The following is a 24,837-nucleotide window of genomic DNA, read 5'->3' as shown; positions in this document are numbered from 1 at the left end:
CACGGCGTCCGTTCGCCGTCCGGCCCGTGGTCCGATGGCCCGTGACTGTCGATCCGGCCGGGGTCCGTTCGTTCGGTCGGTGGGACACCGGTGCAGGGCCGGTCCGGAGCGAAGGCTGTGATGAGGATGCGCGAGGTGCGGAAGCTGCTCGAAGGCCGTGGGCTGGTCGAGTCGCCGCGCTGGCACGGGGATCGGCTGTACTTCTCCGACTGGACCGCGGGCGAGGTCCTCGCCCTCGATCCGGCGGAGGGCCGGAGCGAGGTGGTCGCGCGGGTGGCGTCGCTGCCGCTGTGCACCGACCGGCACCCCGACGGCGGCATGCTGATCGTCTCCTCGGCGGACGGCCTGCTGCTCCGCCGCGGGGCCGACGGTTCCCTGTCCCCGTACGCGGACCTGGGGCGACCCGGCTGGAACGACATCGTGGTCGACGGACGCGGGAACACCTATGTCAACCGGGCCGGGTCCGACCCGATGGCGGGGGAGGCGTTCGCGCCCGGCTCGGTCGCGCTCGTCACCCCGGACGGCTCGGTGCGCGAGGTGGCCGACGACATCGCGTTCCCCAACGGGATGGCCGTGACGCCCGACGGCTCCACGCTGATCGTCGCCGACTCCTACCGGCACGCCCTGGTCGCCTTCGGCATCGGCCCGGACGGCGGCCTGTCGGGCCGCCGGGTGTGGGCCGACCTGGGGGAGGGCACCCCGGACGGCATCTGCGTCGACGCGCACGGCGCGGTCTGGTACGCCGACGTGCCGGGCCGGTGCTGCGCGCGGGTCGCCGAGGGAGGTGCCGTGCTGGACCGGGTGGACCTCGACCGCGGCGCCTTCGCCTGCGCGCTGGGCGGCCGGGACCGGCGGACCCTGTTCGTCGTGGCCGCCGTCTGGCGCGGCATGACGGAGCCCGGGCTCGTGACACCCGGCTCCGGGCAGGTGCTCGCCGTCCGGGTCGAGGTGCCGGGAGCGGGCCGGCCCTGACACGACGGCCGTCCGGCCTCGACGCGCCCTTCGCACGGCCGCCGTACAGCCTCGGCACAGCTGCCGTCCAGCCGTCGTACGGCGGGCTCACAAGTGGTGGCGCGGGCGGGTCGTACAGGCGGTCGCGTAGGCGTGCCGTGCGGCGCGGTCCGGCCTCGCAGCCGGGGACCCGGCGCATGGAAAGGGGTTTCGGTGCGCGGACGTAGGGATAACCCTCGATCGACATCAAGGCCATGTCATGCCTTGGTCAAAAGTGCGATCCTTCCCACACCTGTGGGACAGGTCGTCCATGGTCTGCTCACAGTCGCGTTCCCGCGCGCCCCTGCTCAGCTCTTCCCGGACAGCACATCCCGTCTGCCCGGTCTGTCACCGGCCGCCGACCGCGGCCGAAGCAGTAGGAGTACGAGTGAGACGTATCCCCCGTCAGGCGACCGCGGCCGGAGCCCTGGTGGCCACCGCCGCGTTCCTGGCTGTCGGCATACAGACGGTCCCCGCCGTCGCCAAGCCCGCCCCCCACACAACCCCCCTGCGCACCGGGGGACTCGAGGCCAAGCTCACCCCGGCCCAGCGCGCGGCGCTGCTGACGAAGGCGTCGAAGCAGACCACCGCGACCGCCGGCACCCTGGGCCTCGGCTCGAAGGAGAAGCTGGTCGTCAAGGACGTCGTCAAGGACAACGACGGCACCCTGCACACCCGTTACGAGCGCACCTACGCCGGCCTCCCGGTGCTCGGCGGCGACCTCGTGGTCCACACCCCGCCGGCCTCGCAGGCCACCGGAACGGTGAGCACGACCTTCGCCAACAAGCACGCCATCAAGGTCGCGAGCACCACCGCCGCCGTCTCCAAGTCCGCCGCGGGGGCCCAGGCCCTCAAGACGGCCAAGTCGCTCAAGGCGGAGAAGCCCTCCACCGAAAGCGCCCGCAAGGTCATCTGGGCCGGCACCGGCACCCCCCGGCTCGCCTGGGAGACCGTGATCAGCGGGTTCCAGGACGACGGCACGCCGAGCAGGCTGCACGTCGTCACCGATGCCACCACGGGCAAGGAACTCACCCGGTACGAGGGCATCGAGACCGGTACCGGCAACACCCAGTACAGCGGCTCGGTCACGCTGAACACCACGCTGTCGGGATCGACGTACCAGCTCACGGACTCCACGCGCGGCGGCCACAAGACGTACTCGCTGAACAACGGCACGTCCGGCACCGGCACGCTGATGACGGACTCCGACGACGTCTGGGGCACCGGAGCGGGCTCCAACACCCAGACCGCCGGCGCGGACGCCGCCTACGGCGCCCAGACGACCTGGGACTTCTACAAGAACACCTTCGGGCGCAGCGGCATCAAGAACAACGGCGTCGCCGCCTACTCGCGCGTCCACTACAGCACGGCGTACGTCAACGCCTTCTGGGACGACACCTGCTTCTGCATGACCTACGGCGACGGCACCAGCAGCACCCACGCGCTGACCTCGCTGGACGTCGCGGGCCACGAGATGAGCCACGGTGTCACCTCCAACACCGCGGGCCTGAACTACACCGGTGAGTCCGGTGGCCTCAACGAGGCCACCTCCGACATCTTCGGCACCGGCGTGGAGTTCTACGCCAACAACTCGACCGACGTGGGCGACTACCTCATCGGCGAGAAGATCAACATCAACGGCGACGGAACCCCGCTTCGTTACATGGACAAGCCGTCCAAGGACGGGTCGTCCGCCGACTCCTGGTACTCCGGCGTCGGCAACCTGGACGTCCACTACTCCTCGGGCCCGGCGAACCACATGTTCTACCTGCTCTCCGAGGGCAGCGGCTCCAAGACCATCAACGGCGTCACGTACAACAGCTCGACCTCCGACGGTGTCGCCGTCGCGGGCATCGGCCGCGCCGCCGCCCTGCAGATCTGGTACAAGGCGCTGACGACGTACATGACGTCGACCACCAACTACGCGGGCGCCCGTACCGCCGCGTTGAACGCCGCGACCGCGCTGTACGGCGCGAACTCCACCCAGTACGCGGGTGTGGCGAACGCCTTCGCGGGCATCGCCGTCGGCAGCCATGTCACCCCGCCGAGCAGTGGTGTGACCGTCACCAACCCGGGCAGCCAGTCCTCGACCGTCGGCACCGCGGTGAGCCTGCAGGTCTCGGCCAGCAGCACCAACAGCGGCTCCCTCACGTACTCCGCGAGCGGACTGCCCACCGGTCTGTCGATCAACAGCTCCACGGGTGCCATCACCGGTACGCCGACCACCGCCGGGACGTACAGCACCACGGTGACCGTCACGGACAGCACCGGTGCGACCGGCACCGCGTCGTTCACCTGGACCGTCAGCTCCTCCGGTGGCGGCGGCACCTGCACCTCGGCGCAGCTGCTCGGCAACCCCGGCTTCGAGTCCGGCGCCACCACCTGGACCGCGTCCAGCGGAGTCATCACCACCGACTCCGGTGAGGCGTCGCACGGCGGCTCGTACAAGGCCTGGCTGGACGGCTACGGCTCCACGCACACCGACACGCTCTCGCAGTCGGTGACCATCCCCAGCGGCTGCAAGGCCTCGTTCACCTTCTACCTGCACGTCGACACCGCGGAGACCACCACCAGCTCGCAGTACGACAAGCTGACGGTCACCGCCGGATCGACCACGCTGGCCACGTACTCCAACCTCAACGCGGCCACGGGGTACACCCAGAAGACCTTCGACCTGTCCTCGTTCGCCGGCTCCACCGTGAGCATCAAGTTCAGCGGTGTCGAGGACTCCTCCCTGCAGACCAGCTTCGTCGTGGACGACACCGCCGTGACGACCAGCTGACCTTCGGGACCGACATCCCCCCACACCGGCCGTGGGGGGGGGGGGGGGGGCCGCCGGCCCCCCCACCCCCCCCCCCCGGGGGGGGGGGGGCCCCCCCCCCCCGGCCCCCCCCCCCCCCACGCCGCTTTCCGGGGCTACTCGAACCGGCTGGGGTCACCCGCTCCGAGGCGTACGAGCTCGGTCCCGCCGCCCGAGAAGTCGACGACGGTCGTCGGCTCGGTGCCGCAGTCGCCGGAGTCGATGACGGCGTCCACCACGTGGTCCAGACGGTCCTTGATCTCCCAGCCCTGGGTCAGCGGCTTGTCCTCCTCCGGCAGGAGCAGGGTGCTCGACAGCAGCGGCTCGCCCAGTTCGGCGAGGATCGCCTGCGCCACGACATGGTCGGGAATCCGCACCCCGACGGTCTTCTTCCTCGGGTGCAGCAGCCTGCGCGGAGCCTCCTTCGTCGCCGGGAGGATGAAGGTGTAGCTGCCGGGCGTGGCCGCCTTGACCGAGCGGAAGACCGCGTTGTCGATCCGTACGAAGTGCCCCAGCTGGGCGAAGTCCTCGCACATCAGCGTGAAGTGGTGGCGCTCGTCGAGCTGACGGATCGAGCGGATGCGGTCGATCCCGTCCCGGTTGCCGAGCGCGCAGCCGAGCGCGAAGCAGGAGTCCGTCGGGTAGACGATCAGCCCGCCGCTGCGGACGATCTCCACCACCTGGCCGATGATGCGCCGCTGCGGGTTGTCCGGGTGAACGTCGAAGTACTTGGCCATGTTTCGAGCCTAAGGGCTGTTCCCGGCGGCATCCGCCGAACCGCACCGGCCGCCCGCGACAGGGCGGCGCCCGCCTTCGCGCCCCCGCAGGCCGCCCGGTGCCACCGGCTCCGGTTTTGTGCCGGAATTCTCCCGGTCACGGCTCTAGGAACCTCAAGGCCCTCTCGCTACCCTCCGCCGCATGATTTCCACGGTGGTCTGGGGTACCGGCAATGTCGGCCGCGCGGCCATCCGCGCCGTCGACGCCCATCCGAAACTGAAACTGACGGCCGTCCTCGTCCACGACCCCGGCAAGGTCGGCCGCGACGCGGGCGAACTCGCCGGGCTCGACCACGGCCTCGGCGTGGCGGCGGGCGACGACATCGACGTGGTCCTGGCCGCCGGCCCCGGAGCCGTGGTCTACGCGGCCACCGGCGACATCCGCCCCGACGACGCCCTCGCCGACATCGCGAGGGCGGTCCGGGCCGGCGCGGTGGTCGTCACGCCCGCCCTCTACCCGCTCTACGACCAGCGCAGCGCCCCGCCCGAGTTCCGTGACCCCGTGCTCGCCGCGATCGCCGACGGCGGCGGCTCCCTGTTCGTCTCCGGAGTCGATCCGGGCTGGGGCAACGACGTCCTGCCCCTGCTGATCAGTGGTCTCGGCACCACCGTCGACGCCATCCGCTGCCAGGAGATCTTCGACTACTCCACGTACGAACAGGAGGAGTCCGTACGGTACTTGGTCGGCATGGGACAGCCGATGGACTACGAGCCGCTGATGCTCGCCCCGTCGGTCCCGACGATGGTGTGGGGCGGCCAGATACGGCTCATGGCGCGGGCGCTGGGCGTCGAACTCGACGACATCCGCGAGACGATGGAGCGGCGCCCGCTGACCGACACCGTGAGCACCCGCACCATGGGCGAGTTCGCGGCCGGGACCCAGGGCGCGATCCGCTTCGAGGTGCAGGGGATCGTCGGCGGAGAGCCCCGGATCGTCATCGAGCACGTCACCCGCATCCACGCGTCCTGCGCGCCGGACTGGCCGTCGCCGCCCGACGGGGACGGTGCCCACCGGGTGATCGTCGAGGGGCGCCCGCGCATCGAGGTCACCGTCGCGGCCACCGACGAGGGCGAGAACCGCTCCGCCGGCGGGAACGCCACCGCGGTCGGCCGCCTGGTCGGCGCGATCGACTGGCTGGTGGACGCGGAACCAGGGCTCTACGACGCACTCGACGTCCCGCTGCGTCCCGCAGTCGGCCGACTCGGAAGGAAGTGACCCATGACCCTGCGCATCGACATCCCCGAGGGACAGGAACCGATCGGATACGTCTGGGGCGAGATGGTGCCCGGCATCGGCATGGCCGCCGCGAACTTCTCCCTGTCGGTGTACGAGCACACGACGCTGGGCCTGCGCGAGTTCGAGGCCGCCCGGCTGCGCATCGCGCAGATCAACGGGTGCCTGTTCTGCCTGGACTGGCGGACCGAGCGCGAGGGGCTCAAGGTCGAGGAGGGGTTCGCGGACGCGGTGACCCAGTGGCGCACCACCGACGCCTTCGACGACCGGACACGGCTGGCCGCCGAGTACGCCGAGCGGTACGCCCTGGATCACCACGGCCTGGACGAGGAGTTCTGGGCCCGGATGACGGCGCTGTACAGCCAGCGGGAGATCGTGGAGCTGACCATGAGCATCGGCTCCTGGCTGGCGTTCGGCCGGCTCAACCATGTGCTGGGCCTGGACGCCGTGTGCGTGCTGCCGACCCATTGAGCGGGTCGGGTGACGTCCGTCCGGACGACGGGTCCTAGAGGTCCACGGCGATGATGTTCTCGATGTTCCGTTCGGCGAGGGCGGTGATCGTGACGAACGGATTGACGCTGGTGTTGCCCGGAATCAGCGCTCCGTCGATGACGTACAGACCCGAATAGCCCTGCAGGCGGCCGTAGTTGTCGGTGGCCTTGTTGAGCACGGCGCCGCCGAGCGGGTGGTACGTGAGGTGGTCGCCCCAGATCTTGTACACGCCGAACAGATCGGTCCGGTAGATCGTTCCCTCCTTCGCGTTGATCTTGTCGAAGATGCTCTTCGCCATGGTGATGGCGGGCTGCTTCCAGGCGGTCTGCCAGTTGAGGTCGACCGTGCCGGTGGCCGCGTTCCAGGTGAACTGGGCGCGGTTCGGGTTCTTGGTGATGGACAGGTAGAACGAGGCCCAGGTCTCGATGCCGGTGGGCAGCGGCGCCACCTCGGCGAAGGCGCCGCCCGCGGTCCAGTTGTCGATGCCGCCGCAGGGGATGCTGGCCTGGAGCGAACCGGTCGGATCCCATATCTGGTTCGCCCGGCCGCACATGACGTTGCCGTTGTCGCCCCAGCCCTGGCCGATCTCGCCGTTCAGGGCGGGCAGCGCGCCGGTCGCCTTCAGCTTGACCAGCAGCTTGCTGGTGCCGACGCTTCCGGCCGCGAAGAACACCCGGTCCGCGGTCACGGTCTTGGTGGCCGTGGTGTCACCGGTGGTGTTGATCTGGTCGATCAGGACGGTGTAGCCGCCGCCGGCCGCGGGCGCGACCGAGGTGACCTTGTGCAGCGGTGAGACGGTGACCCTTCCGGTGGCCGCGGCCTGGGCGAGGTAGGTCTTCTGGAGCGACTTCTTGCCGTAGTTGTTGCCGTAGAGGATCTCCCCGGCGAGGGCCGACTTGGTGACGGTGCCCGCGGCCTCCTGCTTCATGTAGTCCCAGTCGTACACGTCGGGCACGAAGACGAAGGGGAAGCCGGAGCGCTGGGCCTGCTTGCGGCCGACCCGCGCGTACTGGTAGCAGTCGGTGGTGTCGAACCACGCCGGGTCGACGATGCCCGTGCCGAGCGTGGCGTTGGCGCGCGGATAGTAGGTCGCGTACATCTCGTCGGCGTTCACCGACGGGAGGATGGCGCCGAAGTTCTCCCGCTTGGGGGTGACCGCCATGCCCCCGTTGACCAGGGAGCCGCCGCCGACGCCGCGACCCTGGTACACGATGATCTGGCCCATCTCCTCGGCGTCCAGGATTCCCGTGTAGCGGGGGATGTCCTTGTCGATGGGGAAGCCGAGGAAGTTGCTGAGGGGCTGCTTGGTCCTGGTGCGCAGCCAGTACGAACGCTGGTCGGGGCTGGTCGTGTTGGCGAAGATCTTGCCGTCCGAGCCGGGGGTGTCCCAGGCCATGCCCATCTCGACCATCTGCACGTCGACGCCGGCCTGGGCGAGGCGCAGCGCGGCGACGGAGCCGCCGTATCCGGTGCCGATCACGAGGACGGGGACGTGTGCTCCGGAAGGGATCGACGTGGCTGCCGTGGCGATCCGGGTGGGGGCCGCGACAGCGTGACCGGCAAGGCTCACCGCTCCAAGAATAGAACCTGTTCCAGCTATGAATCGTCGGCGCGAGACACCCCTGGAATCGTCGGTCTGCTGGTTGATGTCACCCATGTGACACTCCTCACTCTCGATGAGTGGGAACAGGTTCTACTGTTACCGGCTTGTCAAGTCACTACATACCGGTTGGTAACTTCTGTCCGATCTTGGGGTGATCGGCGAACTCTGCTCCGCTTGCCCTTGACTTCACAAGACCCTCGCGCGACATTCCTGACGCTGCATCAGAACTGGTACGGCGGGGGCCGGTCGGGCTCCCGGAGCAACGGAACGCCTTCCCTTCCCCCGCCCCGCTGGAGAGCCCTGCCATGTCCCCGAGCGCGGACCCCGTCGGACGTACCGACCCCCTCCCGGCCCCCGGCCCGTCACGGCGCGGCGTGCTCGGCACGGCCGCGGGCGCCGCACTCGCGCTCGCCGCGGGTGCAGCCGCTTCCACCGGCTCCGCCGCCGCGGCCGACCTGCCCCTGCTCGGCACGTACGACGTCGTCGTGGCCGGCTCGGGAGCCGCGGGGATGACCGCGGCGCTCACCGCCGCGAAACGAGGACTGAGCTGCGTCGTCCTGGAGAAGGCGGCCACCTTCGGGGGTTCCGCGGCCCGCTCCGGCGCGGGCATCTGGATCCCGAACAACCCGGTGATCCTCGCCGCCGGCGTCCCCGACACCCCGGCGAAGGCCGCCGCCTACCTCGCCGCCGTGGTCGGACCCGACGTCTCCGCCGACCGGCAGCAGGCCTTCCTCGGCCACGGACCGGCCATGATCTCCTTCGTCATGGCCAACAGCCCGCTGCGCTTCCGCTGGATGGAGGGGTACAGCGACTACTACCCGGAACTCCCCGGCGGCCTCGCGGGCGGGCGCTCGATGGAACCCGACCAGCTCGACGGCACCGTCCTCGGAGCCGAACTCGCCCACCTCAACCCGGCGTACATGGCCGTCCCGGCCGGCATGGTCGTCTTCAGCGCCGACTACAAATGGCTCACCCTCGCCGCCGTGAGCGCCAAGGGCGCGGCCGTCGCCGCCGAGTGCCTGGCGCGCGGCACCAGCGCGGCACTGCTCGGCCAGAAACCGCTGACCATGGGCCAGTCGCTGGCGGCCGGGCTGCGCGCCGGCCTGATCGCCGCCCGGGTTCCGGTGTGGCTGAACACCCCGCTGTCCGACCTGCTCCTGGAAAACGGCGCGGTCACCGGCGCGGTGGTCACCCAGAACGGCGCGTCCGGCCTGGTCAGGGCCCGGCGCGGGGTCATCGTCGGCTCCGGCGGCTTCGAGCACAACGCGGCCATGCGCGCCGAGTTCCAGCGGCAGCCCATCGGGACCGCCTGGACGGTGGGCGCCAAGGAGAACACCGGTGACGGCATCCAGGCCGGCCGGCGTGCCGGGGCGGCGCTCGACCTGATGGACGACGCGTGGTGGGGCCCGGCCGTCCCGCTGCCCGACCAGCCCTATTTCTGCCTCGCCGAACGCACACTGCCCGGCGGCCTCCTCGTCAACGCCGCCGGCGCCCGTTTCGTCAACGAGGCCGGACCCTACAGCGACGTCGTGCACACCATGTACGACCGCAACCCGAGCGCTCCGGACATCCCGGCCTGGCTCGTCGTCGACCAGAACTACCGCAACCGCTACCTGTTCAAGGACGTCGCCCCGACCCTCGCGTTCCCCGACTCCTGGTACACCTCCGGGGCCGCGTACAAGGCGTGGACCCTGGACGACCTCGCCGGCCGGATCGGTGTCCCCGCCGCCGCCCTGCGCACCACCGTCAGCCGCTTCAACGCACTGGCCCTCAGCGGAACGGACTCCGACTTCCACCGCGGCGACAGCGCCTACGACCACTACTACACGGACCCCGCGGTCCTCCCCGACTCCTGTCTCGCCCCGCTGTGGCTGCCTCCGTACCACGCCTTCAGGATCGTCCCGGGCGACCTCGGCACCAAGGGCGGCCTGCGCACCGACGCCCGCGCCCGCGTGCTGCGCCCGGACGGCACGGTGATCCCCGGCCTGTACGCGGCGGGCAACGCCAGCGCGGCCGTCATGGGCCACAGCTACGCGGGAGCGGGTTCGACGATCGGTCCCGCGATGACGTTCGGCTACATCGCGGCCCTCGACCTCGCGGGGACGGCGTGACGGAGCACCGTCAGTCGCCGGTGCTCCCGCCGGTGCTCTCGCCGTGGCTGTCGGCGGTCTCGCCGGGATCCCCGTCCGCGTCCCCGTCTGCGTCTGCGTCTGCGTCGTCGTCGCCCTCGCCCCCGTCGTCGCGGAGCCGTGGCGACAGGACCAGGACCGAGACGTCGTCGCGGATCGACGGGCAGAACCGTACGAGGTCCTCCCACAGCCGGTCGACGAGCACGTCCGAGGACTCCTCGGCGAACACGGCCAGCCGGTCCGGCAGCGGATAGAAGGCACCGGTGCCGTCCCGGCTCTCGCTCACGCCGTCCGACGCCATGAACAGCCGGTCGCCCGGTTCCAGCTCGACGGTGCGCCCCCGCGGCGGGGACAGCTCGAAGAACCCCAGCCCCAGCGGGGGCCCCGGCTGGGTGTCGAGTTCGAGGACCTTCGTGCCGCGCAGCAGCAGCGGCGCGGGGTGCCCGCAGGACACCAGCCGCACCGTGCCGGTGCCGGGCGGGAACTCCAGGAGCAGCGCGGTGGCGAACAGTTCGGCGTGATCGACCGACGTGGAGTCCACCACCAGCCTGCGGTCGAGCCGGGCCGCGGCCGCCTCCAGATCGCCCTGGTCCAGCACCGTCTCCCGGAACGCGCCGAGCAGCGACACGACCGTCCCCACGGCCGACAGCCCGTGCCCCTGTACGTCGCCCATCACGGCCCGGACACCGAAGGGCCCGTCGCGTACGTCGAAGAAGTCGCCCCCGACCAGGGTCTCCTGCTGAGCGGGCCGGTACAGCCCGGCGCAGCGGACCGGGCCGACGCGGTCGGGCAGCGGTGGCAGCACGGCGAGCTGGGCGGCTTCCGCCACCGACCGCACGGTGACCAGATGCGCGTCCCGGCGGGTACGGAGCAGGGCCACGAACACGCTGAGGGCGGCGATGAAGCTGATGGTGAGGAGGTCCGCGTTGCCCGGATGGTTGAGCTGCAGCGCGGGAACGTTCAGCAGGCCCACGACGACCGCACCGAAGGCGGCCGTCGCCACGGGCCCGTAGGACAGGACGGCCAGGGAGGGGATGGCGCCCAGCAGAAAGCCGATGTCCAGTGGCTCACTGCTGACGAGCTCCGCCACACAGACGCTCACCAGGAGGAACGGCGGGAGCAGCCGGACCCAGCGCGGAGGGGGCGAGCCGCGCAGCCATCCCCGGCGGTCGCCCACCTGGCGGGGCGCGGCCTTCGTGGCCATGGCACTCCTCCCTTCGCCACCACGCTCCTCCCTTCCCCGGTGTCGCGCATTCCGATCGGTTCGCGGACACGGGCGGGCCGACAGGAGGGGCAGGGGGTGCCGGGCGGCACGAGCAGCACGGAGCCCCGCCACCACGGGGATGGGATGACGAGGCTCCTCTGAGCGGGTGCCCGGCCGCCGACGTTTCATCCCACCGGTGTTCCTCATGCGCGAGGAGGCCCGGAATGCGCGAGGAGGCCCGGACCCGCGTCCCGGGGCATGGTGGAGGGGTGACAGGACTGGCCGTGCTGTTCGCGCTCCTCGGGGCCGCCAGCAACGCGATGGGCACGGCGTTCCAGCGCAAGGCGGCCTCCCGCGTCACGGAGGGAGGCGGGCTGCGCTTCATCCTCCGGCTGGCCCGGCAGCCGCCGTGGCTGATCGGCATCGCCGGGGTGATCGGGGCGGCGCTCTTCCAGGCCCTCGCGCTGGCGAACGGACCGCTGTCCCTGGTGCAGCCCCTGTTCATCCTGGAACTGCCCTTCGCCCTGATGATCGCCGTCCCGCTGCTGCACCGCCGGCTGTCACGCGCGGCGTGGCAGGCCGTCGCCGGTGTCGTGGCCGGGCTCGGTGTCGTCCTCCTTTCGGCCGCACCCTCGGGAGCACGGTCCGACGCCTCCATGGAGCGCTGGATCCCGGTACTGATCGGGTGCCTGGGAAGCGTGACGGTCGCGGTCGTCGTCGCCCGTCCGGGCCGCCCGCCGCTCTTCCGCGCCGCCGTGCTGGGATCGGCGTCGGCCATCAGCAACGCGCTGACCGCCGCTCTGCTCAAATCGGCCATGGGCACGCTCCGCGACGACGGGTTCGCCGCCTTCCTCGGCGTGTGGCAGACCTACGGATTCGCCCTGACCGGGATCGCCGCCGTCCTGCTGCTGGAGAACGCCCTCCAGGCGGGCCCGCTGGCCGCCTCGCAGCCCGCGCTGACCATCGGCGACGCGACGCTCAGCCTCGTACTCGGCGTCACGCTCTTCGACGAGACGATCCGTACGGGCTGGTGGCTGCTGCCCGAGCTGATCGGTGCCGGGCTGGTGCTGTGGGGCGTCCTGCGGCTGACCCGGGTGGTCCCGCACCTCGCGGACATGGCCCGTTGACGGCCGTTCCGGCCCGCCTGTCCGGGCCGGGCCCGTCCGAGCCGGGCCCGGCTCGGCGGTGAGACCGGCGGTGAGATCGGCGGTGAGACCGGTGGCGAGGCCGGAACGCGACGGGACGACACCGACTGGCCGGGCCCCGCCCGCTTAGTGACTGCCGGGACTGGACAGACCAAGGTGGTGACGACTCGGATCGAGAACGTTCGGGAACTGGTCGCGCGGACGCGGTATGTCGTCTTCGGCTTCGACGGTCCGATCTGTCAGCTGTTCTCCGGCCCCTCGGCGGCGGCCGTCGCCCGGGCCCAGCAGGACTGGCTGACGGAACGGGGCCTGGGCGCGGTGCTCACCGAGGAGGAGCACGGCCGGGCGGACCCCTACCGTGCCCTGGCGGCGGTGGCCGTACGGCACCCCGGCGGCGAGGTCGCCGCCCGGCTCGACGCCTGGCTCACCCGGACCGAGCAGGAGGCGGTGCGCACCGCGATGCCGACGGCCTACGCGGACCCGCTGATCCACACCTGGGCGGCGGTCGGGGCGAGACTCGCCGTGGCCACCGACACCTCGGCGCGGACCGTCACCTCGTATCTGACCGCGCGCGGTCTCACACCCTGCTTCGCCCCGCACATATTCGGCCGTACCCCGGACCTGGCCACGCTCACGCCCCGTCCCGCGGTCCTGGAACTGGCCCTGGACACCATGGCGGCCGAACCGGAGGCCTCGCTCATGATCGGCGGCACGCCCGCGGACCACGCGGCTGCGCACCGGGCCGGCGTCCCCTTCCTCGGATACGCCCGCCACCCCGCCCGGGCGAGGGCACTGCACGAGGCCGGGGTGCCCCCGCGGAGCGTCACGGCGTCCCTGGAGCCGCTGCTGCGTGCCCTGCGGGAACGGTCCTGAGCCGACCGCTCGGCCATACGAGGGGAAAACCGGCCGGAAACCCGTGTGCATGCATCCTCGGAGGCGGGGCAGCAGCATCCTGAGACAGTTCGGGAAGCTACCCCCCTGGCGAAGCCCGAGCTGCACGGCCCCGCAGGCAGTCACTCCCCCCGGCTGTCGGCGGGGCCGCATTCGTACGGCCCTACTCCACCCGGATACCGACGATGCAGGTGTCGTCGTCGGTGTCGGACCTGCTGTACGTCAGGAGCCGGTCCAGCTGCTGGTCCAGCGTCCCGGAGGTCGTACGGGCCGCGGTGAGCAGCTGGCGCAGCGACACCTCCACCGAGCGGTCACGCCGTTCGACCAGGCCGTCCGTGTACATCAACAGGGTGTCGTGGACCTCCAGTTGCACCTCGTCCTCCGCGAACGTCGCCTCGGGGACGGCACCGAGCAGGATGCCCTTGAGCAGCGGCAGCGGGGTGGCGTCCGCGTCCCGGACCAGAACGGGCGGCAGATGTCCGGCCCTCGCCCAGCGCAGGACGCGGCGGTGCGGATCGTAGAGCCCGACGACCGCGGTGGCGGTGACCCCGCCCGTCAGATGGTGCGCCACGATGTTGAGCCAGGACAGCAGCTGCCCCGGCCCCGCGCCCGTCACGGCGAGCCCGCGCAGCGCGTTGCGCAGCACCACCATGCTGGTCGCCGCCTCGATCCCGTGACCGGCCACGTCGCCGACACACAGCAGGACCAGGCCGGAGGACAGCACGACGGCGTCGTACCAGTCGCCTCCGACGAGCTGTTCGGTCTCCGCCGGCCGGTAGCGCACCGCCGCGTCGAGGCCCGGGGCCCGCAGCGGCGTCCGGTCCGGCGGCATGATCGCGTGCTGCAGCTGGAGGGTCAGCCGGTTGCGCTCGTGCGCCTGCTGCTCGGTGTGCGCCAGCTGGTCGCGGGTGACGGCCAGCGCCACCTCGGTCCAGTGCTGCGCCGAGATGTCCTGGTAGGCCCCCCGGACCGCGAACAGCCGGTCGTCGGCGTCGGGCACCGGCTCGGCCACCACGCGGATGTGGCGGGTCACGCCGTCGGGACGCCGCAGCCGGAACGCGGCCGTGGCGGGCCGGTGATGGTGCAGGACGGTCCGCAGGAAACGGCCGATGGTGACGGCGTCGTCGGGATGGGCGTGTGCGGCCAGTTCCTCCAGCGGGACGGGAGCGTCCGCGGGGGAGCGGCCGTACAGATCGAAGAGCGTCTCGTTCCAGATGGTCTCGCCGGTCAGCAGGTTCTCCTCGAAACCACCGATCCGGCCGAGCCGTTGGGCGTGCTGGAGCAGACTTGCCAGCCGTGCCGTCTCGTCCTCTATGCGCCAGATGAGCAGCACGCATCCGCCGTGCCGGCTGACGTTGATGTCGGCCACCGCCGACAGCGGCACCTGGTCGACCAGCGCCGTCAGGTCCATGCGCCGCGCCCGGAACGGCTCCCCGGTGGCGTAGACCCGCTCGACGCACCGGAACAGGCCGCTCTCCCCGGCGGCCAGCGGATAGGCCTCGAGCAGCAGTGCCCCGTGAACGGTGCCGCGCGGCCGGCCCGCCGGGTCGAGGAAGCGCCCGTTCACATGACGGATGCGGAAGTCGGCCAGCCGTCCCTCGCCGTCGAGCTGGGGCACCAGGACCAGGGTGGGATCGTGCAGCCCGTCCACCAGGTCGATCAGTTCGCAGACGTCGGCCGTCCCCCGGACGTCCTGGCCGTCGGCCGGCGGCGCGTGGGTCTCCAGGGTGTGCGAGCACAGCTCGGCCAGGGCCTCGATCTGCCGGACCACCTGCGGTGGCTGCGGCTCCAGGACGGACGGCCAGACGATCTCCATGACTCCGTGGATACGGCCCCCGGAGCCGGCCGGCACCGCGACCCGGCCGCCGTCCGGATGGTCCGCGTGCCCGATGGACGGCAGCCCGGTGTCCGCCAGCGAGCCCGCCCACTGCGCCGTACGGTCGGACAGGGCCCGGCGTGCCATCGTCGCGACGCCCGGGGGGACGTAGCGCCAGCGCCGGGCCTCGCCCGCCGAGAACCCGGCGCTGCCCGCCAGGGAGAGCGAACCGTCCGCGTCCGCCGCCCAGATGGCCACGGCGACCGCCCCGAGCGGGGTGAGCGCGTGCTGGAGCAGGGAGTCGGCCACCGCCTGGGTGTCACCGGCCGCCAGGGCGCCGCTCTCGGCCGCGCGCAGTCGCACCGCGAGAGCGTCGCCGTCCGGCGGCCGCTCCGCCGTGGCGGAGAGGAAGGCGCTGGTCACCTCCGAAAGCCGGTCGTGCGCCGCCTGGTCGATGATCTCGACCGCGAGCTGGAGCTGTGACACCTTGGCCTGTCCGGCCAGCTCGGTGAGCTGGCGGGCGGCCTGCGCCGGGCCGCAGCCCAGCCGCTCGACCAGGATGCCCTTGGCCAGCTCGATCAGGGCCCGCCCGTCGGCCTCCGCCTGGGCGGCCCGTACCTCGCGGCGCAGTCGTTCGACGGTGGCTGCGAGACGGCCCACCGGAGACGTCCGGGCCACGCCCGGAAGGCCGCCGGCCTGTCCGGCGCCGCGGACGTCGTCCGGGGAACCGGGGACGTCCGCGCCGGTTGTCCCGGGACCGTTCATCGTGCGGATGCTCCTCGGTCAGGACCCCGGTGGGGGCGGGGGAGGGGCGGCAGTGGCGGGTGTCCCGCCGGACGGCCGCGACGGAGGGTGGCGGGTGTCATGTCACTCCCCGAGCCAGCGTCGGACACACGCGATGAGGTCCTCGGTGTCCACCGGCTTGGTGACATGGTCGCTGGCACCCGACAGCAGGCTCTTCTCCCGGTCGCCGGGCATGGCCTTCGCCGTCACCGCGATGATCGGCAGGTCGGCGTACCGCGGCATCCTGCGGATCTCGGCGGTCGCGGCGTACCCGTCCATCTCGGGCATCATCACGTCCATCAGGATCAGCGCGACCTCGGGCCGGGCGAGCAGCGTCTCGATGCCCTTCCTGCCGTTCTCCGCGTGCAGCACCTGGAACCCGTGCAGCTCCAGGATCCCGCTCAGTGCGAACAGGTTGCGGGCGTCGTCGTCGACGACGAGCACCGTACGGCCCTGGAAGGCGCTGTCGACGGGGCGTGCCGGCTGGGGCCTCGCCTCCTCGGCACGGACCAGCGGCACCACGTCGCCCGGCTGTTCCGCGGACAGGTGCAGCGCGATCCGCTCGCGCAACTCGTCCAGACTGGACAGGAATTCCAGCGACCGGGCGCCCGAGCGGGACTGCAGCGCCCGCTCCTGCGCGAGGTCGACGCGGCTGCCGTTGTGGACGAGCACGGGCACCGTGGCCAGGGCCGAGTCGCCCTTCACGGCTTCGAGGAACCGGGCCGTCTCGCCCTCCGGCATGCCGAGTTCGAGCACGACGCAGTGCCACGGCTCCGCGGCCAGGGCGCTCGCCGCCTCCTGCGCCCCGACGACGGTGACGACGTCGACGCTCTCCCGCGCGTCGCCCTCGTCGCGGCTGCGCGCCACGTCCCCGACGGCGCTCTCGGCCACCAGCGTCAGCAGGCCCCGCGGACGTTCCTCGACGACCAGCAGCCGGCGTCGCCGTTGGCGGGGCAGACCGATCGAACCGGGCGCGGTGCGCCGGGGTTCGGTGTGCGCCGTGGCGTCCCCGTCCGGCGCCGGCTCGGACCCGCGGCCGCCGGCCAGCAGTTCCTCGAACTCGGGCCGTGCCACCGGGAGGAACAGCGTGAACGTACTGCCCTGTCCGGGGGTGCTGTCCACGGTGACCGCTCCGCCGAGCAGATGGGCGATCTCCCGGGTGATGGACAGCCCGAGACCGGTGCCGCCGTACTTGCGGCTCGTGGTGCCGTCGGCCTGCTGGAAGGCGCCGAAGATCGTCTCCAGCTGCTGCTCGGGGATGCCGATACCGGTGTCCTTGACCCGGAAGGCGGCGATCGTCCCGCCCCGGTGCACACCCGCGGGGATCTCCTGGCCGGACGCCGGTTCGATGCGCAGCTCGACCCGGCCCCGCTCGGTGAACTTCACCGCGTTCGACAGCAGGTTGCGCAGCACCTGCCGCAGCCGGGAGTCGTCGGTGAGCAGGTCCACCGGGGCCCCGGGAGCGGTGCTGACCGCGAATTCCAGGCTTTTCTGCGAGGTCATGGGGCGGAAGGTGGCCTCGACGTACTCGAGGAGCTGGCGCAGCGGGACCCGCTCGGGGGTCACGTCCATCTTGCCGGCCTCGACCTTCGACAGGTCCAGGATGTCGTTGATCAGCTGGAGCAGGTCGGAGCCCGCGGAGTGGATGATGCCCGCGTACTCGACCTGCTTCGGCGTGAGATTGCGCGAGGGGTTCTGCGCCAGCAACTGGGCCAGGATGAGCAGGCTGTTGAGAGGGGTCCGCAGCTCGTGGCTCATGTTGGCGAGGAACTCGGACTTGTACTTCGAGGCCAGCGACAACTGCTGGGCCCGCGCCTCGAGTTCCTGCCGGGCCTGCTCGATCTGGAGGTTCTTCGCCTCGATGTCGCGGTTCTGCGTCGCGAGCAGGGAGGCCTTGTCCTCCAGTTCGGCGTTGGAACGCTGGAGTTCGTCCTGCTGGACCTGCAACTCCTCCGAACGGGCCTGGAGTTCGGCGGTCAGGCGCTGCGACTCGCCCAGCAGCTCATCGGTGCGGGCGTTGGCCACGATGGTGCTGACATTGACGCCGATGGTCTCCATCAGCTGTTCCAGGAAGGTCCGATGGCCCTGCGTGAAGCGGGTCACCGAGGCGAGCTCGATGACACCGAGCACCTGCTCCTCGACGACGATGGGCAGGACCACAAGGGCCGTCGGCGCCGTCTGCCCCAGTCCCGAGGAGATGGTGACGTACCCGGGCGGCACCTCGTCCACGGTGATCGCCCGCCGGCTGCGCGCGGCCTGCCCGACGAGCGAGCGGCCCAGCGGGATACGGGTGGGGCGCCCGTCGTCGTCGGGACAGCCGTACGAGCCGACCAGCCTCAGCTCCGTGCCCTTCGCGGCCTCCTCGGCGAGGTAGAAGGCGCCGTACTGCGCGGCGACCAGCGGGGTGAGCTCGTCCATGATGAGGTCGGCCACCACGTCCAGGTCGCGGTACCCCTGCATCAGACCGGAGATACGGGCCAGGTTCGTCTTGAGCCAGTCCTGCTCCTGGTTGGCGCGTGTGGTCTCCCGCAGCGACTCCACCATGGAGTTGATGTTGTCCTTCAGATCGGCGACCTCGCCCGAGGCCTCCACGGTGATGGACCGGGTCAGGTCGCCCTCGGCCACGGCGCCGGTGACCCCGGCGATCGCGCGGACCTGACGCGTGAGGTTGCCGGCCAGTTCGTTCACGTTCTCGGTCAGCCGCTTCCAGGTGCCCGAGACGCCCTCCACCTCGGCCTGGCCGCCGAGCCTGCCCTCGCTGCCGACCTCCCGCGCGACGCGGGTGACCTCGGCGGCGAAGGCGGAGAGCTGGTCGACCATGGTGTTGATGGTCGTCTTGAGTTCGAGGATCTCGCCGCGGGCGTCGACGTCGATCTTCTTGGACAGGTCGCCCCTGGCCACCGCCGTCGTCACCAGGGCGATGTTGCGCACCTGCCCGGTGAGGTTGTTGGCCATCGAGTTGACGTTGTCGGTGAGGTCCTTCCAGGTCCCCGCCACATGGGGCACGTGCGCCTGGCCGCCGAGGCGTCCCTCGGTGCCGACCTCGCGGGCGACGCGGGTGACCTCGTCGGCGAACGCGGACAGCGTGTCGACCATCGTGTTGATGACGTCGGCCAGCGCCGCGACCTCGCCCTTCGCCTCCACCGTGATCTTCTGCGAGAGGTCGCCGCGGGCCACGGCGGTCGCCACCTGTGCGATGGAGCGGACCTGACCGGTCAGGTTCGACGCCATCACGTTGACGTTGTCGGTGAGGTCCTTCCAGGTGCCCGAGACACCCCGCACGGTTGCCTGCCCGCCCAGGTTGCCCGCCGTGCCGACCTCGCGGGCGACGCGGGTGACCTCGTCGGCGAACGCGGAGAGCTGGTCGACCATCGTGTTGATGGTCTCCTTGAGTTCGAGGATCTCGCCGCGCGCGTCCACGGTGATCTTCTGCGACAGGTCTCCCTTGGCCACCGCGGTGGCCACCTGCGCCACGTTGCGGACCTGGGCGGTGAGGTTGCCCGCCATGAAGTTCACCGAATCGGTGAGGTCGCGCCAGGTGCCCTTGACCCCCTTCACGTCGGCCTGGCCGCCGAGGCGTCCGTCGGTGCCGACCTCGCGGGCGACGCGGGTGACCTCGTCGGCGAACGCGGAGAGCTGGTCGACCATCGTGTTGATGGTGTTCTTGAGTTCGAGGATCTCGCCCCGGGCGTCCACGGTGATCTTCTGGGAGAGGTCTCCCTGGGCCACCGCCGTGGTCACCTGCGCCACGTTGCGGACCTGGGCGGTGAGGTTGCCGGCCATGAAGTTCACCGAGTCGGTGAGGTCGCGCCAGACGCCGCCGACCCCGGGAACCTGCGCCTGGCCGCCGAGGCGTCCGTCGGTGCCGACCTCGCGGGCGACGCGGGTGACCTCGTCGGCGAACGCGGAGAGCTGGTCGACCATCGTGTTGACGGTCTCCTTCAGCTGCAGGATCTCGCCGCGGGCCGGCACGTCGATCTTCTGCGAGAGATCGCCCTTGGCGACCGCCGTGGCCACCTGCGCGATGTCGCGGACCTGCGTCGTGAGATTGCCCGCCATGGCGTTGACGGAGTCGGTGAGGTCGGCCCAGGTGCCCGAGACGCCCGGCACCTCCGCCTGGCCGCCGAGCGTGCCCTCCGTGCCCACTTCGCGGGCCACCCGTGTCACTTCCGAGGTGAACACGGACAACTGGTCGACCATGCCGTTGAACACGGTGGCGATGTCCCCCAGCAGGCCGCCGGCCTCGTCCGGGAGCCGGGTGCCGAAGTCGCCGTCGCGCACGGCGGTGAGGCCGGCCAGCAGTTGCCGCAGCTCCTGCTCACCCGGCGTCCGTACGGACGTCCCGCTCGCTGCCCTGGTCATGGCCACCCTCGTTCCGCTCCCCTGGAGTCCCGCGGCACGGGACTCGGAACCGCGCCGGGCCCACGGACGGCCCCCCGCCTGTCCGTGGGGTTCCCGCAGATCACGGGTCATCCCGTCAAGAAAATACGCCGCAGGCTAACCCAGATCGCGGGGCCGGAACAAAGCGTGGGAGGGAATTCATCGGGGGCCCGAAAATGTCGTCGGTGGCAGGAATAACCTGGAGTGAAGTGGATACACAGGACCCTCTCGTTCCGTGTCGCCGGGACCGGGTGCGCGAAAATCCCGCCGGCCCGCCGCGGACCGGAGTCCGGGGCGGGCCGACGGGATGGCCGTGAGGGCTCTGACGTGCGAGAGCGTCAGGCGACCGCGGGATCGAGGAGCCCGGTGCGCAGCCGCTTGATGATGCGGGTGATCAGCCGGGAGACATGCATCTGCGAGATTCCGAGTTCCTCACCGATCTGCGCCTGGGTGCGCTCCTCGACGAAGCGCATATGAATGATCCGGCGCTGACGCTCGTCGAGCTCGGCGATCAACGGGGCCAGCGAGTTGAAGTCCTCGACCAGTTCCAGCGAGGGGTCCTCCTCGCCGATGAAGTCCGCGAGGACCGCCTCTCCGTCCGCACCGCCGTCGGCCGTCAGCGCAGCGTCGAGGGACGAGGAGTTGTAGCCGTTCGACGCCTTGCGCGCCTCGATGACCTCTTCCTCGGACAGGCACATCAGCTCGGACAGTTCACGGGTCGTGGGCGTACGGCCGAGCCGGGTGCGCAGTTCCTCCGTGGCCTTGGCCAGTTCGACGCGTGCCTCCTGCAGCCGGCGCGGCACGTGCACGGCCCAGCTCGTGTCACGGAAGAACCGCTTGATCTCACCGACGATGTAAGGAACCGCGAACGACGTGAACTCGACCTCGCGGGACAACTCGAAACGGTCGATGGCCTTGATGAGCCCGATCGTGCCGACCTGGACGATGTCCTCCATCTCGCCCTGGCTGCGGCTGCGGAAGCGCGCGGCGGCGTACCGGACGAGGGAGAGGTTCATCTCGATGAGGGTGTTGCGCGCGTACTGGTGTTCATGGGTGCCCTCCTCCAGAACGGAGAGCCGGTCGAAGAACTGACGGGACAGCTCCCGCGCGTCCTTCGGACTGACCTTCAGCGGCTCGTCGATCTGCGGGAGGGTGCCCTCCGCGGCCGTCGCTGCCCACTGTGCCGTGTCCGTCGCCCTCGCTGCCGTCACGGCTGTCATGCCGTCCACCCCACATCGTCTAAGGAATTGATGACAGGGCCCGTCTGCCCCGCATCACACCGCTCATGCCACCCGATTCCGGGATTCCTCGAAACGCGTACGTCCCGCCCCTCACCGACCCCGGATCAGGGTTTGCTTCCGGTCGGGGACACCGTTCGGATGCGGAGACGTAAAATGATTCACGGGGTGAGTCCGTGGGCATCGAGCGAGAGGCAGGCCGTGCGCAGACGCGCACGTTCGTGGTGTGCCCGTACGCGGGACGGACGGACGGACGCGGGCCTCGCGGCGCGGTGGTCGCGGCATGACGGCGCAGTCACCCGGCGGTGATCCCTTCGTCCACCCCGCGCTCATCTACTGCGACGACCACGAGTACGTGGAACGGACGACGCGTTTCGTCTCCGACGGCGTAGCCGCGGGGGAGCCGGTGGCCGTCGCCGTTCCCGCCCCGCGACTGGAACTCATCCGGGGCGCACTCGGACCGCTCGGCGCCGGCGTCCGCTGGATCGACATGGCGCGGGCCGGCCGGAACCCGGGCCGGATCATCCCCTCCGTCCTGCGGGCGTTCACCGACGCCCACGAGGGGGTCCGCGTACGGATCATCGGCGAACCCGTCTGGCACGGACGCACGGCGGTCGAGTACCCGGCCTGCGTGCAGCACGAAGCCCTGATCAACCGGGCGTTCGCGGGACGGGACGTGACGATCCTCTGCCCGTACGACGCGCGCGCCCTCCCCCAGGACGTGATCGCCGACGCCCACGCCACGCACCCGGTCGTGATCAGCGCCGGCCGGCAGAACGTCAGCCTGTTCTACGACCCGGACGCGGTCCTGGCGCGCTTCAACCGACCGCTGCGCCACCCACCGGGCGCGGCGACGGTCGGGTTCGACGCGGAACTGCTGCCCGTGGCCCGCGACTTCGCCCTGGCCGAGGCCCGGGACCGGGGGATGACAGGGGCCCGGCTGCAGGATCTGAACCTCGTCGTCGCGGAGCTGACGACCAACAGCGTGGTGCACGGGGGCGGTTCGGGCACCTTGAGGATCTGGGCCGAGAGCGAGCAGATCGTGTGCGAGACACAGGACGCGGGGCGGCTGAGCGATCCGCTGGCCGGCCGGTATCCCGTACGTCCCGATCAGACCGGCGGACGGGGCCTGTTCCTCGTGCACTTCCTCTCGGACCTCGTCCGTGTGCACACCGACGGGTCCGGAACGACGGTGCGCAGCTACATCGCCCGCGCCTGACCCGCTCGGCCGACGTGCGGCGCCGCCTTCCCGGCGGTCACCGGACCGGTCGTGCCGCCCGGACCCGGCAGGGGCAGGGGATCCGCTCCGAGACCGCATTGGGCCAAATAGGTCGTCTGGGACGGTTGTTGCGAATGAACCGTCGCGAACCCGGGCACAGGGACGAAAACTCGAGAGAGGAGCCCTCGCCGTGCTCGTGCCCGACCCGAAGGTTGTCCGGAGGCTGCTGACGCGTTACGCGGCCCTGAAGATCGCGTACGCCGAGAAGGAGACGCTGGAGACGGCCCGCAGCCTGGAGGACGTCACCTACACGCTGTGCGTGATGACGGGAACGACCACCGTGCGCGACGCCGTCGTCGCCGCCGACGCGCTGCTCGTGGCCGCGGAGAAACGGCGGGACGCGCGGCAGGCCGGACTGCTGGCGACGACCGGGACGTCCCCGTCGCCCTCGCCGAAGACGGTGACCGCGGCCGCTCCACCGCTCACGCAGCCGCACACCGAGGTGCGGACCCTGCACAGCCGGGGTCTCGGCATGCCCGGTCCGCTCCGCTGAGCGCCGCACGCGTCCGTCCAGGGGCGCCGCCCGACCGGGCGGCGCCCCCGTAGCCGCACCGGTCGGCCACCGGGGCGCACGGCGGCGGAGCCCGTCCCGACAGCGCCCGTGCCCGGACGGCGAGGGGTCCATGACGGCGGTCCCTGTCCGTCGAACGGCTGAACTACCTAGTCGGCTCCCGCTCGTTCTCCTGTCTGTGAGCATCGTCGAGGCGGAGATGAGGAATCGATGAGCCGACACAGCAAAGGCCGCAGGCACCGCAAGGTGAACATGACGCCCCGTCCGGTCGGACCGAGGAGATCACCGCGCGAGGTCCTGAAACAGGGGAGCGTGGTCGCCGCGCAGTCGGCCGGGGCCAGGCCTCCCGTTCCGGGGCAGGACACGAACGGGGTCGAGGCCGTGTCCAGGACGGTGAGCGAGAGCGGGCTGAGCCGCCATGCCGTACGCACGTGGGAGCGGTTGGCGGAAGCGGGTGCCGACGGAGTCGAGGTGGATGAACTCACCGCGGCCGTGGGCTTCCGGCGCTCCACGGTCCTCGGGCATCTGAAGGGCCTGGCCGGACTCGGCCTGGCCGAGGACCACGAGAACGTGTGGCGGGCGACCGGCCCGGTGGAGGGCGCGGCCGCGCGGGCTTCGGCCGGGAGCGTCCCCTAGGGCCTGTCGTCACATTCCCGTCGTCGCCCGGAGGGCGGCCTCGCGGCGTCCGGTGCGTGCTCTCGGCGTGCCGGGGGGAAGCCCTCGTACTGGACGCACTCGGGCTTTCGCCCGGTGCGGCGAGTGGGGGTCCCCCCTGCTCGAAGAGCTCGGGGGAGCGTGCCAGGCGTTGCGGGGCAGACGGGAATTTGACGACAGGCCCTAGACCGGCGGGCCGTGGCGGCGCTTGCCGGGCAGCGTGCCCGGGCGGAGCGCCGTCGGCGGTCCCGGCCGGAGCGGACCGTTTCAACCGCCCGGTGCGGACCGGGGCTTTCGGCCGGACCGCGGGAGACGGTCCGCGACGCACCGGTCGCGAGCGCGCCTCCAGCGGCCCGGCGACGGTTTCGGGCGACGGACTTCCGGGCGGCCTCGCGCGGGTGGTGGTGCTGCCGGTACGGATCGCCGTGCCGGAGCTCGCTCGACGCGCGCCCGTCCACGCCGAACGTCAGGATCACCGGCCCATGGCGAAGCCGACGACGACGTTCGTCATGCCGGGCCGAGGACGCCGGCGGACCGGTCGAGGACGGAAGACCGCCCGGGGGTCGCGCCCCTTCGCCGGGTGACGGATCCGGCGGAACCGTGACCCGGCACGGTGTCGGGCCGCCGTCCCGGGGCATTCGGTCTCCATCGCTCGACGACCGGACCTTCACGAAGGAGTCCTCATGCTCGGCATCGCCGCCGCCGTACTGCTGTTCATCGCGTTCCTGATCAACGCCGGTGACGTTTCGACCAATCACGTGTTCACGTCCACCAACGTCATGCTCATAGGGCTCGCCCTGCTCGCCCTGCACCTCTCGGGCGTCGGCGGGGGCTGGACGACGCGCAGCCGCCGCCGCTGACCCGCGCCACCGGCCGGAACGGGTCCCTTTCGCACGACTTCGTCAGGGCGAC

Annotated in this window: 17 protein-coding genes; 11 read left to right on the top strand and 6 right to left on the bottom strand. The window is 71.3% G+C overall.

Annotated elements, in window-relative coordinates; all coding sequences use genetic code 11:
* The first annotated feature begins 126 nt into the window (after positions 1-126).
* Together ACH4S8_RS07355 and ACH4S8_RS07350 are read left to right on the top strand one after the other, a co-directional pair.
* The gene (locus ACH4S8_RS07355; protein WP_398391706.1) at positions 127-972 is read left to right on the top strand and encodes an SMP-30/gluconolactonase/LRE family protein; all 846 of its coding nucleotides are present in this window, start codon (positions 127-129) and stop codon (positions 970-972) included.
* Between the two features lie 406 nt (positions 973-1,378).
* Positions 1,379-3,772, top strand: a complete 2,394-nt coding sequence (locus ACH4S8_RS07350) for a M4 family metallopeptidase (RefSeq protein WP_398391705.1) — start codon at positions 1,379-1,381, stop codon at positions 3,770-3,772.
* 134 nt (positions 3,773-3,906) lie between these two features.
* Here the strand turns inward: ACH4S8_RS07350 and ACH4S8_RS07345 are convergent, their stop codons facing one another.
* A complete protein-coding gene (locus ACH4S8_RS07345; protein ID WP_398391704.1) occupies positions 3,907-4,527 on the bottom strand; it encodes an L-threonylcarbamoyladenylate synthase in 621 nt (206 codons plus the stop codon).
* 181 nt (positions 4,528-4,708) lie between these two features.
* Here ACH4S8_RS07345 and ACH4S8_RS07340 point away from each other — a divergent pair, with 181 nt between their 5' ends.
* Both ACH4S8_RS07340 and ACH4S8_RS07335 read left to right on the top strand, forming a co-directional pair.
* On the top strand, positions 4,709-5,782 hold the full coding sequence (locus tag ACH4S8_RS07340) for a dihydrodipicolinate reductase (RefSeq protein WP_398391703.1): 1,074 nt from the start codon (positions 4,709-4,711) through the stop codon (positions 5,780-5,782).
* Between the two features lie 9 nt (positions 5,783-5,791).
* Positions 5,792-6,271, top strand: a complete 480-nt coding sequence (locus tag ACH4S8_RS07335; protein ID WP_398391752.1) for a carboxymuconolactone decarboxylase family protein — start codon at positions 5,792-5,794, stop codon at positions 6,269-6,271.
* Between the two features lie 34 nt (positions 6,272-6,305).
* On the opposite strand, the gene ACH4S8_RS07330 is transcribed toward ACH4S8_RS07335, so the two are convergent.
* A complete protein-coding gene (locus ACH4S8_RS07330) occupies positions 6,306-7,949 on the bottom strand; it encodes a GMC oxidoreductase (RefSeq protein WP_398391702.1) in 1,644 nt (547 codons plus the stop codon).
* A gap of 251 nt (positions 7,950-8,200) precedes the next feature.
* On the opposite strand from ACH4S8_RS07330, the gene kstD reads away from it, so the two are divergent.
* Positions 8,201-10,006 carry a 3-oxosteroid 1-dehydrogenase gene (gene kstD, locus ACH4S8_RS07325; RefSeq protein ID WP_398391701.1) on the top strand — a complete coding sequence of 602 codons (1,806 nt, stop codon included), beginning with the start codon at positions 8,201-8,203 and terminating at the stop codon, positions 10,004-10,006.
* 10 nt (positions 10,007-10,016) lie between these two features.
* Here the strand turns inward: kstD and ACH4S8_RS07320 are convergent, their stop codons facing one another.
* A complete protein-coding gene (locus ACH4S8_RS07320) occupies positions 10,017-11,228 on the bottom strand; it encodes a PP2C family protein-serine/threonine phosphatase (RefSeq protein ID WP_398391700.1) in 1,212 nt (403 codons plus the stop codon).
* Positions 11,229-11,497: 269 nt separating this feature from the next.
* Between ACH4S8_RS07320 and ACH4S8_RS07315 the strand changes: the two genes are divergently transcribed.
* Both ACH4S8_RS07315 and ACH4S8_RS07310 read left to right on the top strand, forming a co-directional pair.
* The gene (locus tag ACH4S8_RS07315) at positions 11,498-12,355 is read left to right on the top strand and encodes a DMT family transporter (protein WP_398391699.1); all 858 of its coding nucleotides are present in this window, start codon (positions 11,498-11,500) and stop codon (positions 12,353-12,355) included.
* A gap of 177 nt (positions 12,356-12,532) precedes the next feature.
* A complete protein-coding gene (locus ACH4S8_RS07310) occupies positions 12,533-13,246 on the top strand; it encodes an HAD family hydrolase (protein WP_398391698.1) in 714 nt (237 codons plus the stop codon).
* Between the two features lie 181 nt (positions 13,247-13,427).
* Here the strand turns inward: ACH4S8_RS07310 and ACH4S8_RS07305 are convergent, their stop codons facing one another.
* From ACH4S8_RS07305 to ACH4S8_RS07295, 3 genes are all read right to left on the bottom strand, one after another.
* Positions 13,428-15,845 carry a SpoIIE family protein phosphatase gene (locus tag ACH4S8_RS07305; protein WP_398391697.1) on the bottom strand — a complete coding sequence of 806 codons (2,418 nt, stop codon included), beginning with the start codon at positions 15,843-15,845 and terminating at the stop codon, positions 13,428-13,430.
* Between the two features lie 102 nt (positions 15,846-15,947).
* Entirely contained in the window at positions 15,948-20,225 is a 4,278-nt protein-coding gene (locus ACH4S8_RS07300) for a HAMP domain-containing protein (RefSeq protein WP_398391696.1), read from the bottom strand.
* Positions 20,226-20,581: 356 nt separating this feature from the next.
* Entirely contained in the window at positions 20,582-21,463 is an 882-nt protein-coding gene (locus ACH4S8_RS07295; RefSeq protein ID WP_398391695.1) for an RNA polymerase sigma factor SigF, read from the bottom strand.
* A gap of 301 nt (positions 21,464-21,764) precedes the next feature.
* Between ACH4S8_RS07295 and ACH4S8_RS07290 the strand changes: the two genes are divergently transcribed.
* From ACH4S8_RS07290 to ACH4S8_RS07275, 4 genes are all read left to right on the top strand, one after another.
* Positions 21,765-22,700, top strand: a complete 936-nt coding sequence (locus ACH4S8_RS07290; protein ID WP_398391694.1) for an anti-sigma factor RsbA family regulatory protein — start codon at positions 21,765-21,767, stop codon at positions 22,698-22,700.
* Positions 22,701-22,890: 190 nt separating this feature from the next.
* The gene (locus tag ACH4S8_RS07285) at positions 22,891-23,253 is read left to right on the top strand and encodes a DUF5133 domain-containing protein (protein WP_398391693.1); all 363 of its coding nucleotides are present in this window, start codon (positions 22,891-22,893) and stop codon (positions 23,251-23,253) included.
* 228 nt (positions 23,254-23,481) lie between these two features.
* Complete coding sequence (locus ACH4S8_RS07280) at positions 23,482-23,907, top strand: hypothetical protein (protein ID WP_398391692.1); 426 nt, start codon at positions 23,482-23,484, stop codon at positions 23,905-23,907.
* 701 nt (positions 23,908-24,608) lie between these two features.
* Positions 24,609-24,785 (top strand): hypothetical protein, encoded by a 177-nt coding sequence (locus ACH4S8_RS07275; RefSeq protein ID WP_192582574.1) that lies wholly within the window; start codon positions 24,609-24,611, stop codon positions 24,783-24,785.
* Positions 24,786-24,837: the final 52 nt, after the last annotated feature.

It is taken from the genome of Streptomyces sp. NPDC021080 (assembly GCF_044333225.1).
Classification (GTDB): domain Bacteria; phylum Actinomycetota; class Actinomycetes; order Streptomycetales; family Streptomycetaceae; genus Streptomyces.
The sequence above is the reverse complement of the archived record's forward strand: the minus strand, read 5'-3'. Positions and strand labels throughout refer to the sequence as shown.